Here is a 15,278-nt window from a genome sequence, read left to right on the forward strand (position 1 = left end):
CAAAGCGGGGGCGAAATTGCTTCTATATCATTGGCGTTATTAAAATGGCACGGAAGCAAAATCCTTTATAGTCACTCTGCTAGCCCCTTTAGCATCCTGCATGCGGGGAAATACAGTTCAAAGACTGATGTGAACAAATGACACGGTGTGGAACAGGATAATGTTTCAGTCGAGTTTCCTGGCTACGATTTCGCTCACAAAATTAACGACATAGTTGCCATTCTACTATCTATATATCCCAGCAAGGTGATAGTGTCTTGCGTGACATTTATTCCGATGTTTGGCATGTTAAGAGATCCTAACCCTGCAATTTTATTCATGTGACGAGTTTGCGAGCGAAGCGATGATTAAGTGGCCCTGGAAATCGAACGAAACCGCACCTGGCGCGCCATTACCGTGGGATGAAGCGTTGGCAATTCCTGTCCTTGCCAGCCTTTCAGCGGATGAGCAGAGCAGATTGGTTCAATTAGCCGATCGCTTCTTGCAGCAAAAACGTCTCGTCCCTCTTCAGGGATTCGAGCTGGACGAACTAAAAAGCGCGCGTATCGCCCTGTTGTTCTGTTTACCCGTACTGGAGTTGGGCATTGAATGGCTGGACGGCTTCCACGAAGTGTTGATTTATCCGGCACCGTTCGTGGTCGATGATGAGTGGGAAGACGATATTGGACTGGTTCACAATCAGCGCGTGGTTCAGTCCGGACAGAGCTGGCAGCAAGGACCGATTATCCTTAACTGGCTTGATATTCAGGATTCGTTTGACGCCTCCGGTTTCAATCTTATCGTTCATGAAGTGGCTCATAAACTGGATACCCGCAATGGCGATCGCGCCAGCGGCGTGCCGTTTATCCCGTTGCGTGAAGTCGCAGGCTGGGAACACGATCTGCACGCGGCGATGAATAATGTTCAGGATGAAATCGATCTGGTAGGCGAAAGCGCGGCCAGCATTGATGCCTACGCCGCGACCGATCCCGCGGAATGCTTCGCCGTGTTGTCAGAATATTTCTTCAGCGCACCCGAGCTTTTTGCCCCGCGTTTTCCGGCGTTATGGCAGCGTTTCTGCCATTTCTACCAGCAAGATCCGATGCAGCGTTTGCGTGAAAATGCAGGCTATGACGGTAACGCATCTCCACAAGTTCACTAAAAGCACAGGTTGAGTCTTAATTAATCAGTTGAATCAGCATGTTGAATTTAGTGTTGACACAAAATAGCGAGGCCATTAACATGCGCCTCGTTCACACGATTCCTCTGTAGTTCAGTCGGTAGAACGGCGGACTGTTAATCCGTATGTCACTGGTTCGAGTCCAGTCAGAGGAGCCAAATTAGAAAAGCCTGCTTAAGGAAACTTAAGCAGGCTTTTTGCTTTTAGAGCTTTCATGACGCCAATACGCGAAAAGGACACGTTACAGTACGTGTCCTTTTCACCGGGTCTTAACGCAAGCTATTCATTGCCCCACTGGTTCAGGAACGTCGCTATCTCATCGATACGTTCATCTTTGATGCCCGCTTCACTGGCCATCTCCTGCTGGGCAGTTTCACTGATCTCTTCGTTATTCATCAAACGGGTGATCAGCAGCTGGAAATAGTGCGCCAGCGGTTCGCGCTCTGATTCGCTCACCGGCGCAGCGGTTTCCTTGGAATACTCATCCGCGATGTCAAAATATTTAAGTGGAATTTCATTGGTCATAAGTGGCCCCAGGGGTTAACGCCTAATTAAGAGCTTGCGAGCGGATACACCGGCCCCAGCCTCACGAAGAGAGTCATGATAACGCGTCATCATGGAGGTGTCCTCAGATGGATGCTGAAACATGACTCATTTTGCGGCGTATTCATCGTCGAGGCCGATTAAATTGCGACTTACCTTGGTTTACCCCATGACCGACGATTAAATCTGATAATCAATCGCCACGTCTTCCGATTCCATCACCTGCCGTTTAATTTCATCAACCGACAGCCCCGCATTACATAACTCGATGAAGCGCCAGACGTAGTTGCGTTGCAGCTGCCCGCGCTTCAGTCCCAGCCAGACGGTATTGGCGTCAAATAAATGCCGGGTATCGAGCCGCACCAGGTCGCTAGATTCATGTTCTCCGCCCGACTGTTCCGCGACAATACCAATCCCCAGCCCCAGTTCAACATAGGTTTTGATGACGTCCGAATCCTGCGCACTCAGCACCACATCCGGGGTTATCCCCTTCCGGTTGAATGCCTCGTCGATACGCGAACGCCCGGTAATCCCCTGTCGATAGGTGATGAGCGGCCATTTGCCGATCGCGTCGAGCGTCAAAGGGGAAACCTGATTTAAGGGGTGGTCTGAGGGCAAAAGCAGGCTGTGATGCCAGCGGAACCACGGAAAGGCCACCAGCAGCGGGTCGTTACTCAGGCGTTCGCTGGCGATACCGATATCCGCCCCGCCATTTTGCAGCAGCACTTCAATCTCCTGCGGCGTGCCCTGAATCAGCTCAAGACGCACTTCCGGGAAGAGTTCGCGGAAAACCTTGATCACCGGCGGCAGACTGTAGCGCGCCTGGGTATGCGTTGTTGCGATGGTCAGCACGCCTGACGCATCATTGGTAAAGAGGTCCGCCAGCCGTCGTACGTTGCTGGCTTCGTTAAGAATGCGCTCTGCGATGGTCAGGAGCGCCTTACCTGGCTCAGTCATGCCCAACAGACGTTTACCACGACGGATAAAAATCTCAATGCCCAGCTCTTCTTCCAGCTCGCGAATATGGCGGCTGACGCCCGACTGAGAGGTATAAAGCATGTTGGCGACTTCGGTCAGGTTGAAATCCCGCCTGGCCGCCTCACGGATAATTTTAAGTTGCTGGAAATTCACGATTCACCCCGGCGCATCTGATATCGCTCTATTGTTAGAGTCATCAGACCTGCAGAACAAATAATAAAAACCAGCATCTTATTCCATTATGGAATATCAGCTCACGAGCTGCAGTTCGCGATTCTCCAGCGACGGACGGCTTACCAGCGACATCAGAATTTCTTTCACGGCTTGTGCCTGAGGCGTCAACGAACCGCGCGCAGACATATTCAAGGACAACGGCAGGCTCATTGATGGTGTGGTGATCCGCGCCATCCAGCCATTCGCCGCGCTGCACAGAGAGCGTGCCGCAGATTCAGGCAGGACCGTCACACCCATTCCGCTGGCAATCGCGGCGGTCAGGGTAGAGATAGAGTCGATCTCACCGATGATTTTTGCCGTCAGGCGACGCAGAGAAAACGCTTCATCCACGCGCACGCGAACGGCACTGTAATCTCGCGGTAAGAACAGATTCATCTCCGCCACGGCCGTCAGGTCGATGCTTTGACCCGGGCAGTCGCGCGTGCCAACAAGATAAAGGTCTTCTTTCAGCAGCGGCTGACTGGTGATCCCCGCAATCGGTGAACGGTCATAAAGCACTGCCATATCCAGCTGGCCGTTGAGTAATTTATCATTCAGTACCGAACCGCTGTTTTCATGCAGATAAACCAGCACGTCTGGCAGCTCGGCGCGCACAGCCTGAAGCAGCGGCATGGTAATAGAGGAGGCAGCGGTGCCCGGTGCCAGACCGATAGAAACCTGGCCGCTCAGCGTGTGTCCAACGTTGCAGACCGCAAGCTGGGCTTGCTCACACTGACGCAAAATCGTACGCGCATGGGTATAGAGAATTTTGCCCGCTTCGGTTGGCGTGACGCCACGCTTGGTGCGGATTAAAAGCTGCTGGTCCAGTTCACCTTCCAGAGTGGCCACCTGCTGGCTCAGCGCAGGCTGCGCGATATGCAACACTTCCGCGGCCTGGGTCAGGCTACCGATATCGACGATTTTTACGAAGTATTTCAGTCGTCTAAAGTTCATTTTGCCCCCTGTTAAAATGCAGTGCCGGTACTGGCGCTTGTTGTTGATTGGGTTTTGCAATATGGATGCCAGTTTTTAAGAGAGGTCTGATTAGTTCGCTAAGCGGCTGAAAATAAGGAAATCTAATCACGGCAGCGGGTTTTATTACTGAAACAGCGGTTTATGATCTGCCCCATAAGGGGTACATCTGCACCAGAATTGTGCAATCCGTGATAAAAAGCGGCACTTTGCTGATTTTGTCAGCAAACGATGATCAGAAGGCGATCCAGCCTTTGACAAGCGTCTGCGAGGTCGATAATATGCGCCCCGTTCACACGATTCCTCTGTAGTTCAGTCGGTAGAACGGCGGACTGTTAATCCGTATGTCACTGGTTCGAGTCCAGTCAGAGGAGCCAAATTAGAAAAGCCCGCTTAAGGAAACTTAAGCGGGCTTTTTGCTTTTCCGGAACTGGATTAGCGCGGTGCCTCCGTGCGCCACCTGCGGGTTAACGGTTTCTCAACTTCCACAATCAGGAACATCACAAAGCCGATAATGAAGGTGATGACCCAATAGCGGAACGGTAGGGACTCGGTACCGAACAGCATCTGCATAAACGGCGCATAGATAATCAGCAGTTGCAGCACCAGCAGTACCGCCGTCACGATCCAAATCCCCCGGTTCGCCAGCAGCCCTTTGCTCAGAGAGAATCCGTCGGACACGCGGCAGTTAAGCATGTAGAACCATTGCGCGGTCACCAGGGTTTGCAGCAGCACGGTTCGGATAAACTCCGGCGAATATCCGCGCGGCTGTAGCCAGGCTTCAAGCACGAAAGCGCTCACCGCGATCATGGAACCGACAAACACCACGCGCCAGATGGCAAACCCATCCATCACGTGCAGTTTGGGGTCGCGCGGCGGCCGATTCATGATGTTCTTCTCACCCGCTTCAAATGCCAGCCCAAAGGAGAGCGTGGCGGAGGTCGCCATGTTCATCCACAGGATCAGCACTGGCGTCAGCGGAATCAGGTTGCCTGCCAGCAGGGCAATAATAATTAACAGCCCCTGCGCCAGGTTGGTGGGCATGATAAAGAGAATGGTTTTTTTCAGGTTATCGTAAACCCGACGCCCTTCCCTTACCGCGCTGGCGATGGTGGCAAAATTATCATCGGTCAGAACCATGTCCGCCGCTTCTTTGGTCACCTCCGTCCCTTTGATGCCCATGGCAATCCCGACGTCAGCCTGTTTCAGGGCGGGCGCATCATTCACGCCATCGCCGGTCATCCCGACCACCTCTTTCTTGCTTTGCAGCGCCTGTACCAGGCGGAATTTATCCTCCGGGCTGGTACGCGCAAAAATATCAAATTTCTGCGCGGCGTCGCTCAACTGGCGATCGTCCATCACTTCAAGCTCGCGCCCGGTAATGGCATTGTCGGTATTGCCGATACCCAGCATTTTGCCAATGCTCATCGCCGTTTGCGGGTGATCGCCAGTAATCATTTTGACGCGAATACCCGCCTGCAGACAGTCGCCGATCGCCGTAATGGCCTCAGGACGCGGTGGGTCCATCATTCCGGCAACCCCAAGCAAAATCACGCCATGCTGCAAATCATCATGCGTCAGCTCCGTTTGCTCAAGACTCGCGGGCTTCCAGGCTGCCGCGACCATGCGCAGCCCTTCGCGCGCATACTCTTCGATTTTCGCTTCCCAGTAAGATTGGTCGAGCGGCTCAAGGCCCGCTTCAGTCTGCTGGTGCTGACACAGCCTGAACAGCACATCCGGGGCACCGGTAATCAAAATCAACTCTTCATCCCCAATGCGGTGAAGGGTCGACATATATTTGTACTGTGAATCAAACGGGATCTTGCTGCGCAGCTGCGTCTCAACCGAAGGTAACGGGATTTTCGCCGCAAGGACTTTTAATGCCCCCTCCGTTGGCCCGCCAGTAATCTTCCAGAAGCCCTGATCGTCTTTCATCAGCTGACTGTCGTTACACAGGTCAATCGTGCGCAGATAGCGCTCCAGCAGCGAGCCGGGGGCGACGGTAACGGGCGTGGGATCATTGATGGGATGGACGTTCCCGATCGGTTCGTAGCTATCACCCTCAACACGATAAATCGTGTCGGCGGTGATCACCGCTTTGACCGTCATCTCGTTCATCGTCAGCGTGCCGGTTTTATCCGAGCAGATCACGGTCATCGCGCCCAGCGTTTCGACGGTTGGCAATTTGCGAATAATGGCCTTCTGCCGGGCCATCGTTTGCACGCCAAGCGACAGAATAATCGAAATGATTGCCGGCAACCCTTCCGGAACCGAGGCCACCGCAAGGCTAATGAGCGAAAGCATGAGCTCGGAAACGGGCATATCCCTGAACAGGACGCTAAAGACAAACAGCGCAGCCATCATGACCAGAATGATAATGAAAATGGCTTTCCCGAGCTTATCCATCTGTATCAGCAGCGGCGTTCGCTGTTGCTCAATATCCGACATCATCTGGTTGATATGGCCTAATTCAGTATCACCCCCCGTGGCAATAACAACGCCCTGCCCGCCGCCGGAACTGACCGTGGTCCCCGAAAACAACAGGTTAGTACGGTCCCCCAGCGGGAGTTCACCTTCAAGCCGGTCCGTTATTTTTTCAACGACCGTTGACTCGCCGGTGAGAATCGCCTCTTCCACCCGGAGATTGTGCGCTTCAATAATTCTGAGGTCAGCCGGTATGCGATCGCCTGCGCGGATCACAACGATGTCGCCAGGCACCAGCGCCGTTGTCGGGATGGTTTCATGATTGCCCTGACGCACCACCACGGCTTCGCTGGAGAGCATATTGCGGATACTTTGCAGCGATTTTTCAGCGTTACTTTCCTGAATATAGCCAATCAGCGAGTTGATCACTGCCACGCCCAGGATGACCAGCGTATCCACCCAGTGTCCCATCACCGCCGTCAATACCGCCGCCGCGAGTAATACGTAGATCAGCACATCGTTGAAATGGGCTAAAAATCGCAACCATGCAGGTTTGCCCGGCTTTTGCGGCAGCGCGTTTTCGCCATACTGCTGAAGCCTTGCCGTGGACTCTGCACGGCAGATCCCCTCCGCGGTACTGGCTGTCGTTGCCAGCGTCTCTTCCACGGAAAGTCGGTAAAAGGGTTGTTCCGGTTTTTCTGTCTTCATCGATCCGTCCTCACGTCCTGAACTCAAAAGCACGCTTTTCCATTGACGCCGTTACCGCACGACAAAAACCGGAACGTGCGCGTAACGAACAATGTTCGCCGCGTCTGACCCCAATAAATGCGTCTGAATATTGGGATTGCGTGAACCGATAATGATCACGTCCGCCGCGAGATCGTCGGCTAACTGGGTGACTTCGTCGCGGACATTCCCGCCGCGGACATGAAGATGAATGCGATCCTCAGGAAAATTGATTTTTTTGGCGAACGCCGCAAGCTTTTCTTTTGAATTATTAATCATATAGTCATCCATTTTTCGCGCATCCGAAATAAACCCGCGCGTCAATTCTGGCGAGAACTTTGGAATAACGTGAAGAAGATGGATATCTGCTGAAGCACTTTGCGCGAGGAATTGAGCGTGAGCCACGGCTTTATCCGCCAGCCCGATTTCGTAGACATCGACAGGAACCAGAATATTTCTGTACATAGCGAGCATCCTTTTATAACCCATACGAGTAGTCATAAATGACATTACACATAATGAAACGCAGGAAATTAGCTCTACAACCAAACACTAAACGCTGAAGGGGATGGTATTAACCGTAGCACAGCAGATTGAATATGATAAAGTTACTCATAACCATCTGAAAAATATTAGTTTAATAAAATATACCTTGATTCATCCCTCTCGCTGCGCATATCCGCGTTACTCCCAACATTAAGATATGTTTAACCTTTTATTATTTCTGCGACTATTATCATTAGCAGGCATTACGGCTAACTCAGCCCTCCACGCAGACTTCAAATTGTCATCATTAACTCGCTTACGTATAAAGATAAGGGAGAAGAAATGTTTGGATATAGTTTGATTCGCCTGTTTTTCTTTATTGTCCTTGCCATCGTCACCAGTTCCGCCGTGGGTCTATTGACTTATCTGGTGGTGTCCGCGCTCGCAGAATAGAAACGTCATTGCTAAATGTACGGAATAAAGAAATTTTATATTTATTAGGGGAATATCGTGAATCGTTACATTTCTCTTCTACCCGTCCTTATATTACTGACAACGGCCTGCGATCCCAAAACTCAGGAAACGGCGCCCCAGCCACGCATGGTGAAAGTCGCCGTGGTAACGGCAGCAGGTCAGGCGCAGCAGCGCGTCTTCCCGGCGCGAATTGAGTCTGGCGACGCTACCGACCTCTCATTCAAGCGCGGCGGCCAGATTGAAACGCTCGATATCCGTCAGGGAACCAGCGTAAAACAGGGTCAGCCGTTGGCCCAACTCAATACGCGAGAAGTCCTGCAGCGCGTCAAAGATCACCAGACTTCCGCCACGCTTGCGCAGCGGCAATTCGATCGCTTCCAGACGCTGGCTGGCCGTCAGGCCATTTCGAAAGCGGAAATGGACGTTCAGCGCGCCACCCGCGACTCCGCCAATGCGGCGCTGAAAATCGCGCAAGAAGAGTTGAATCAGATGACGCTGGTAGCCCCGTTTGGTGGCGTTGCGGCCAGCGTTCACGTCCGTAATCATCAGGTTGTCAGCGCCGGTCAGCCGATTCTGACGCTGACGCGTACCGATTTGCTGGATGTGGTGTTTAGCATTCCAGAAAACCTGTTCAAAACCCTGGATATTCGTAATGCCAACTACCGCCCCGTGGTGAAGATTAACTCGATGCCGGATCGCGAATTCAGCGCAGTCTACAAAGAACACACCGGCAGTAGCGACAGCAATACGCTGACCTGGCAGGTTATTTTAACCCTGCCGCGCCCGGATGATTTCCCGGTCGTGGGCGGCGTCAGCGGAACAGTCACCATCAATCTGGCCAATCTCCCGGCAGGCGCGGGGCAAAATGCCCTGGTCGTCCCAGTCGAAGCGGTGTTTAACCCGGATAACAGCCCGCGTAATGAGCCACATGTCTGGGTTGTGCAAGGCGACGGCGACAAACTCCAGTTGGAGGATCGCAAAGTGAGCGTTGGGCAAGTCACCGCCCAGGGCGTCATTGTTACCGAAGGCCTCAAAGCGGGAGAGCGCGTGGTGGCTGCGGGTGTGGGGGAATTGCACGCTAAACAGCCCGTTCGCATCTGGACGCGTGAGCGAGGTCTGTAATGGATATCTCCCGCCAGTTTATCGACAATCCCATTCGCGTCTGGCTGACTATTCTGCTGCTGGGCGTCGGCGGTATTTTTGCGCTGCTGAACATTGGTCGTCTTGAAGACCCTGCTTTCACCATTAAAACGGCGGTGGTCATTACTCACTATCCCGGTGCCTCCGCTCAGCAAGTCGAAGAAGAGGTCACCCTGCCCCTGGAAAACGCGTTACAGCAGCTTCCCTCGCTCGATAACGTGAGTTCGATTTCATCAAATGGCTTATCGCAAATAACCGTCAATATCGCGTCGCGCTATCACTCCAGCGAACTGCCGCAAATCTGGGATGAGCTGCGCCGTCGCGTGGGTGACGCTTCGCGCCAGTTTCCGCCAGGCGTCGTGACGCCGTTTGTGAATGATGATTTTGGCGATGTGTTTGGTTTCTTCTTTGCCCTTTCCGGCGATGAATTTACTAACGCAGAGCTGGCCCGCTATGCCGAGCAGCTGCGGCGCGAGCTAGTATTGATCCCCGGCGTTGGCAAAGTCGCCATAGGGGGCGCGATACCGCAGCAGATCAATGTCGATATCTCGCTACCCAAAATGGCCGCGCGCGGCATTACGCTTACGCAGCTTTCCGCGATCCTCAGCCGGGTGAACGTGGTGTCTAACGCCGGTGAGATCGCCTCTGGCAGCGAGTCAATTCGCCTGCATCCGACCGGCGAATTTGAAAACATCGATGAGCTGGGCGATTTGATTATCACCCCATACGGTACGGGGGCCGCGACGCGTCTGCGTGATATTGCGACGCTATCACGCGGGCTGACGGAGTCGCCTTCCAGTATCTATCACGCCAATGGCCAGCAGGCCGTGACCATGGGCGTGTCATTTATTCCCGGCGTCAATGTGATTGATGTGGGGCGTGCGTTAGAGGCCAAGCTGCAGCAAATGTCGGCAGAAAAACCGGCGGGCATCAATATCGATCTGTTTTACGATCAGGCTGCGGAAGTGGGGCATTCGGTTAACGGATTTATCATCAACTTCCTGATGGCGCTGGCGATTGTTATCGGCGTTCTGCTGATTTTTATGGGCGTCCGCAGTGGGATTATTATCGCGCTTTCCCTCGCGCTTAACGTGTTAGGCACGCTGCTCATTATGTATCTCTGGGGGATCGAGCTGCAGCGCATTTCTCTGGGGGCGCTGATTATCGCCCTGAGCATGCTGGTCGATAATGCGATTGTGATTGTCGAAGGGGTGTTGATCGCCCGACAGCAGGGCTCAACCCTGATGACCGCCGTCAATTACGTGATTCGCCGCTCGGCGCTACCGCTCTTAGGCGCAACGGTGATCGCTATTCTGGCGTTTGCGCCCATCGGGCTTTCTCAGGATTCGACCGGGGAATACTGCAAATCGCTGTTCCAGGTTTTACTGATTTCGCTGATGCTGAGCTGGTTCTCGGCGCTGACGATTACGCCGGTGATGATCAAATGGTGGCTGTTCAAAGGGCAAAAAACAGTGGAAACGCCCGCGCAAACCGATCCTTATAACGCGCGGTTTTACCAAATTTATCAGCAGATGCTGAACGCCCTGCTGGAGCGCAAAGCGGTGACGCTGACGTTGATGGTTGCACTGCTGGTCGCGGCGGTCTGGGGTTTTGGCTCGGTGCGGCAAAACTTCTTCCCCTCATCGAACACGCCTATTTTCTTCGTCGACCTGTGGTTACCTTACGGAACGGATATCAGCCAGACTGAGAAAATGACCGGCGACATCGAAAAAGCGATTAACGGCCAGGATGGCGTGGTGACGACGGTGTCGACTATCGGCCAGGGAAGCATGCGCTTTATTTTGACCTACAGCGGCCAGCGCCAGTACAGCAATTACGCGCAAATTATGGTGCGCATGGACGACCAGCGTAATATTCCGGCGCTTACCCGCCACGTCGATGACTACTTTGCCCGCCACTATCCCCAGGTTAACGCCAGCACCAAACGCGTGATGTTCGGCCCGTCCGGTGACAGCGCCATTGAGGTGCGAATCAAGGGACCCGAGCCGGACAGGCTGCGGCAGATCGCCAGTCAGGTTGACGATATTCTCAGTCGCGATCCGGCCACCGACAGCGTGCGAAACGACTGGCAGAACCGCAGCAAAGTGATTCGTCCGCAGTATTCGCCAGCATTGGGTCGGGAACTGGGCGTCGATAAGCAAGATATTGATAATGCGCTGGAGATGAATTTCTCCGGGAGTCGGGTAGGGTTATACCGCGAAGGCTCGGATCTGCTGCCCGTCGTCGTCCGTCCGCCAGAAAACGAACGTCAGGATGCTAATCATCTCAATAACGTGCTGGTGTGGAGTCAAAACCGTCAGCAGTACATTCCGATAAGTAACGTGGTGAGCGGCTTTACGCTGGAGTGGGAAGATCCGTTGATCCTGCGCCGCGACCGCAGCCGCGTGCTGACGGTTCAGACCGACCCGTCGCCGCTTAGCCAGCAAACCTCGGGCGATATTTTGGCGCGGGTTAAACCGCAGATAGATGCCCTGGCGCTGCCGCACGGCTACAGCATCGAATGGGGTGGTGACGCAGAAAGTTCCAGCGAGGCGCAGCAAGGGGTCTTCTCAACGCTGCCGATTGGGTATCTGGTGATGTTTATCATCACCATCCTGATGTTTAGCTCGGTGAAAAACGCCGTTGCCATCTGGCTGACGGTGCCGCTGGCGCTCATCGGCGTGACGCCAGGCTTTTTGCTGACCGGCATTCCGTTCGGTTTTATGGCGTTGATCGGGTTATTGAGCCTCAGCGGCATGCTTATCCGTAACGGCATTGTGTTGGTCGAAGAAATTGAACAGCAGAAGCAGCAAAAACCGCAGCACGAGGCGATTGTCTATGCCGCTACGTCGCGTTTGCGCCCTATTCTGCTGACCGCATTTACCACCGTGTTAGGACTGGCTCCGCTCCTGCGTGATGTGTTCTTCCAGAGCATGGCGGTGGTGATTATGTTTGGCCTGGGATTCGCGACCATCTTGACGCTTCTGGTGCTTCCGGTTATTTATGCCTGTTTCCATCGACCGCCAGGGACAGAAGCACCATGAATTCAACCGGACTGAATATTCTTAAAACGCTGGGATGCATGACGGCGGTGACGTTTTTTACCCTCTATAACACCTGGGACCGTTACGACTACGATTACCACTGGATTCTGGGGTTTCTGACGTTTATCTCGACCATCGCCACACCGCTGTTTTTTGTAATAGCGGGCTATCTCGACGCACAATCGCGGCACGGTGCGCGCTGGCAAGTCGGTAAAATCCAAAGCATCGTGATCGTCTTTCTGTTCTGGATGACGGTTTATTATCTGTGGGAACCTTATCAGCGCGGCTATTTAATCCAGCCGTGGTTTGTCTTTACCTTTATTGTGATTTACACCTTCCATCCGGTTATCGAATGGTTAAGCCAGCGCCGCAGACTGTTTTGCTGGGGAATATTTTCGCTGCTGCTTTTTGCCTACGGCTACGATTTGCTGGCAGCGTTATATCCCGAAAAACACCTGCTTTCGCTCGCGCCGCAATATCGTTTGTGGACCTGGCTGCTGTTTTACCTGACCGGTCAGCTGTTTTTTGACCCGCTGATTGCCGCCTGGATCAGCAAAGACAGGGTGGTCAAAATAGCGCTCGGGGCAATCCCGCTAATTTATCTGTTCACCTGGTTTTACGAGCAGCATTTCTTTTTTGCCCTGTTCAAGGCCGACCGCAATGCGTTTATTCTGACGGGCTCGCAAATCTATTTTCTGATTGTAGCGCTGGTTATCGCCGCCAACGGCGTGCGCTTTCGCCGCAACGTTGAGTTTAAAGAGGCTATTTTAGCCACCATCAGCAAGACAATGACCGGGGTGTATATTCTTCACTATTCGGTTTTTCACCTTCTCACTGCGCTTATTCCCGTGACGTCACTGTCGACGAAATTCATCCTGATGGCGCTGACGTTCATCGCCTCGGTGCTGATCTCAATGCTGGCGCTATCGCACTCATTGATCAAAAAAGTGATTACGATTTAGATGCCCGGGGTTAAAAGCCGTAGCGCAGCCAGGCAAATAATACGTTGCCGTTATTGTAGGTGCCCGGAATATAAGTGAACTGGACGTTCAGGTTCTTATAGCCGGCAGAAAATAGCGGTAAAACGATGGGTAACGGCACATAGTTAGCAAAATCTTTGCGTGCCGTGATCCCTGCGGTCACGCCCAGTCCCAGCCGGAAATCCCGCGCATTATCCAGATACCAGCCATTTTCCCAGCCATAGCCGATGATGGGCTGCCATTCGTTATGCGAGTCCTTAAACATCATGGCGTAAAGCGAACTCCAGTCGCCCTCTTCATCGTAGCGAGAAATACCAAAACCCCCGCCCGACGGCATTTCGTTGTAATTGTCGGTTTTTTCTTTGTCATACATAAAACGCGCATGCCAGCTCAAAAAGGGGACATACAGATCGTAGTGCTGCGGTTCGCTCCACGTCTGCGAAACATCGGTGGTCCATTCGTTCCACCAGCGGCTGATACGCTGTTCGCCGTACACCCCAGGCTCAGCGCGCAGTGAAAACGTCATAAACACAGCCATGAATACAAAAGCAATTCGAAGTTGTCGCATCGTTAATCCCTCAGCAATATCGCACGACGATATTCAATACTGTAAACCATCCTTTGCCTGCGAACCGGAAACCAACGCGAATTCATTACGATTTCGTCTCATTTTTTCGGCAATGAGACGATAAAATCATTTTCTCCCGGCCCCTGTCGGGGTAGTCTCATAAGCGTTGCCTATGATTGGTGACGCGAATGTGAGTAATCTTTTCCCATACTAATAATAAAAAAATCGGTACAGACAGGACTTAACATGGATTCCACCCTCATCTCCGATCGCCCAGGCGAGGAGACACCATCGCTCACCCGCGCCCGTCGCGCGGCTTTTGGTAGCTTCGCCGGAGCCGTCGTCGACTGGTATGATTTTTTGCTCTACGGCATTACCGCCGCACTGGTCTTTAATCGCGAGTTTTTCCCGCAGATTAGCCCCGCCATGGGGACGCTCGCCGCGTTCGCGACCTTTGGCGTGGGATTCCTGTTCCGGCCGCTGGGCGGCATTATCTTCGGGCATTTTGGCGACAAACTGGGCCGTAAAAGAATGCTGATGCTCACCGTCTGGATGATGGGCATAGCCACTGCATTGATTGGTATTTTGCCCTCTTTCGCCACGATAGGCTGGTGGGCGCCCGTCCTGCTGGTGACGCTGCGAGCAATCCAGGGCTTTGCCGTTGGCGGAGAATGGGGCGGCGCCGCGCTGCTGTCCGTTGAAAGCGCGCCAAAACACAAAAAAGCGTTCTACAGCAGCGGCGTGCAGGTCGGTTACGGCGTGGGCTTGCTGCTCTCAACCGGGCTGGTGTCATTAATCAGCCAGCTCACCACTGATGAGCAGTTCCTGAGCTGGGGCTGGCGTATTCCGTTCCTGTTTAGCATCGTACTGGTGCTGGGCGCGCTGTGGGTGCGCAACGGCATGGAAGAGTCGGCGGAATTCGAAAAACAGCAGCGCGAAAAACCGGTCGTCAAAAAACGTCTGCCGGTGATGGAAGCGCTGTTTCAGCATCCCGGCGCATTCCTGAAGATCATCGGGCTGCGTCTGTGCGAGCTGTTAACGATGTATATCGTCACCGCGTTCGCGCTGAATTATTCGACGCAAAACCTCGGTTTGCCGCGTGAACTTTTTCTGAATATTGGCCTGCTGGTCGGGGCCATTAGCTGTCTGACCATTCCGTGCTTTGCGTGGCTTGCCGATCGCTTTGGTCGTCGGCGCGTCTACATTACCGGTGCACTGATCGGAACGCTCAGCGCCTGGCCGTTCTTTATGGCGCTGGAAGCGCAGTCGCTGTTCTGGATTGTGTTTTTCGCCATCATGCTGGCGAATATCGCCCATGACATGGTGGTGTGCGTCCAGCAGCCCATGTTCACGGAAATGTTTGGTGCCCGCTATCGCTACAGTGGTGCGGGCGTCGGCTATCAGGTGGCCAGCGTCGTCGGTGGCGGATTTACACCGTTTATCGCCGCCGCGTTAGTGACCTTCTCGGGCGGCAACTGGCATAGCGTGGCGATTTATCTGTTGGCGGGCTGCCTGATTTCCGCCGCGACGGCGCTGTTCATGAAAGACGCACGCGCCTGATGTCCTGACTT

At 53.5% G+C, this 15,278-nt stretch carries 11 protein-coding genes and 2 tRNA genes; 7 read left to right on the forward strand and 6 right to left on the reverse strand.

Features of this window, described 5'->3' with window-relative positions; all coding sequences use genetic code 11:
• The first annotated feature begins 343 nt into the window (after nt 1-343).
• Together mtfA and I6L74_RS00415 are read left to right on the forward strand one after the other, a co-directional pair.
• Nucleotides 344-1,141, forward strand: coding sequence for a DgsA anti-repressor MtfA (gene mtfA, locus I6L74_RS00410; protein WP_059179591.1), 798 nt, complete (start codon nt 344-346; stop codon nt 1,139-1,141).
• A gap of 100 nt (nt 1,142-1,241) precedes the next feature.
• Nucleotides 1,242-1,317 (forward strand) — tRNA-Asn (locus I6L74_RS00415).
• Between the two features lie 121 nt (nt 1,318-1,438).
• Here the strand turns inward: I6L74_RS00415 and I6L74_RS00420 are convergent.
• The 3 genes from I6L74_RS00420 to nac form a co-directional block, all read right to left on the reverse strand.
• On the reverse strand, nt 1,439-1,684 hold the full coding sequence (locus I6L74_RS00420; protein WP_059179590.1) for a DUF2543 family protein: 246 nt from the start codon (nt 1,682-1,684) through the stop codon (nt 1,439-1,441).
• Nucleotides 1,685-1,882: 198 nt separating this feature from the next.
• Nucleotides 1,883-2,833, reverse strand: a complete 951-nt coding sequence (gene cbl, locus I6L74_RS00425) for an HTH-type transcriptional regulator Cbl (RefSeq protein WP_059179589.1) — start codon at nt 2,831-2,833, stop codon at nt 1,883-1,885.
• A gap of 96 nt (nt 2,834-2,929) precedes the next feature.
• A complete protein-coding gene (gene nac, locus I6L74_RS00430) occupies nt 2,930-3,847 on the reverse strand; it encodes a nitrogen assimilation transcriptional regulator NAC (RefSeq protein WP_059179588.1) in 918 nt (305 codons plus the stop codon).
• 319 nt (nt 3,848-4,166) lie between these two features.
• On the opposite strand from nac, the gene I6L74_RS00435 reads away from it, so the two are divergent.
• Nucleotides 4,167-4,242: transfer RNA gene (locus I6L74_RS00435), tRNA-Asn, on the forward strand.
• 58 nt (nt 4,243-4,300) lie between these two features.
• On the opposite strand, the gene I6L74_RS00440 is transcribed toward I6L74_RS00435, so the two are convergent.
• Both I6L74_RS00440 and I6L74_RS00445 read right to left on the reverse strand, forming a co-directional pair.
• Nucleotides 4,301-6,997: a cation-transporting P-type ATPase gene (locus I6L74_RS00440; RefSeq protein WP_059179587.1), complete on the reverse strand. Its 2,697-nt coding sequence runs from the start codon at nt 6,995-6,997 to the stop codon at nt 4,301-4,303.
• Between the two features lie 51 nt (nt 6,998-7,048).
• A complete protein-coding gene (locus I6L74_RS00445) occupies nt 7,049-7,480 on the reverse strand; it encodes a universal stress protein (RefSeq protein ID WP_059179586.1) in 432 nt (143 codons plus the stop codon).
• A 531-nt stretch (nt 7,481-8,011) separates the two neighbouring features.
• Between I6L74_RS00445 and I6L74_RS00450 the strand changes: the two genes are divergently transcribed.
• From I6L74_RS00450 to I6L74_RS00460, 3 genes are read left to right on the forward strand one after another with little or no spacing between them, the layout of a single operon-like run.
• Complete coding sequence (locus tag I6L74_RS00450; protein ID WP_072241899.1) at nt 8,012-9,097, forward strand: efflux RND transporter periplasmic adaptor subunit; 1,086 nt, start codon at nt 8,012-8,014, stop codon at nt 9,095-9,097.
• Entirely contained in the window at nt 9,097-12,159 is a 3,063-nt protein-coding gene (locus I6L74_RS00455; RefSeq protein ID WP_059179584.1) for an efflux RND transporter permease subunit, read from the forward strand. The genes I6L74_RS00450 and I6L74_RS00455 overlap by 1 nt, the downstream gene beginning before the upstream one ends.
• On the forward strand, nt 12,156-13,121 hold the full coding sequence (locus I6L74_RS00460; protein ID WP_059179583.1) for an acyltransferase: 966 nt from the start codon (nt 12,156-12,158) through the stop codon (nt 13,119-13,121). The genes I6L74_RS00455 and I6L74_RS00460 overlap by 4 nt, the downstream gene beginning before the upstream one ends.
• A gap of 10 nt (nt 13,122-13,131) precedes the next feature.
• On the opposite strand, the gene pagP is transcribed toward I6L74_RS00460, so the two are convergent.
• The gene (gene pagP / locus I6L74_RS00465) at nt 13,132-13,707 is read right to left on the reverse strand and encodes a lipid IV(A) palmitoyltransferase PagP (RefSeq protein WP_059179582.1); all 576 of its coding nucleotides are present in this window, start codon (nt 13,705-13,707) and stop codon (nt 13,132-13,134) included.
• A gap of 246 nt (nt 13,708-13,953) precedes the next feature.
• Between pagP and shiA the strand changes: the two genes are divergently transcribed.
• Nucleotides 13,954-15,267, forward strand: coding sequence for a shikimate transporter (gene shiA, locus I6L74_RS00470; protein ID WP_059179581.1), 1,314 nt, complete (start codon nt 13,954-13,956; stop codon nt 15,265-15,267).
• Nucleotides 15,268-15,278 lie beyond the last annotated feature (11 nt).

Source organism: Lelliottia amnigena (assembly GCF_019047465.1).
GTDB classification, from domain to species: domain Bacteria; phylum Pseudomonadota; class Gammaproteobacteria; order Enterobacterales; family Enterobacteriaceae; genus Enterobacter; species Enterobacter amnigenus.

Coding starts and splice junctions, on each gene's coding strand:
- mtfA (WP_059179591.1), top strand. CDS start 344: ATGATTAAGTGGCCCTGGAAATCGAACGAAACCGCACCTGGCGCGCCA.
- I6L74_RS00420 (WP_059179590.1), bottom strand. CDS start 1,684: ATGACCAATGAAATTCCACTTAAATATTTTGACATCGCGGATGAGTAT.
- nac (WP_059179588.1), bottom strand. CDS start 3,847: ATGAACTTTAGACGACTGAAATACTTCGTAAAAATCGTCGATATCGGT.
- I6L74_RS00440 (WP_059179587.1), bottom strand. CDS start 6,997: ATGAAGACAGAAAAACCGGAACAACCCTTTTACCGACTTTCCGTGGAA.
- I6L74_RS00445 (WP_059179586.1), bottom strand. CDS start 7,480: ATGTACAGAAATATTCTGGTTCCTGTCGATGTCTACGAAATCGGGCTG.
- I6L74_RS00455 (WP_059179584.1), top strand. CDS start 9,097: ATGGATATCTCCCGCCAGTTTATCGACAATCCCATTCGCGTCTGGCTG.
- I6L74_RS00460 (WP_059179583.1), top strand. CDS start 12,156: ATGAATTCAACCGGACTGAATATTCTTAAAACGCTGGGATGCATGACG.
- pagP (WP_059179582.1), bottom strand. CDS start 13,707: ATGCGACAACTTCGAATTGCTTTTGTATTCATGGCTGTGTTTATGACG.
- shiA (WP_059179581.1), top strand. CDS start 13,954: ATGGATTCCACCCTCATCTCCGATCGCCCAGGCGAGGAGACACCATCG.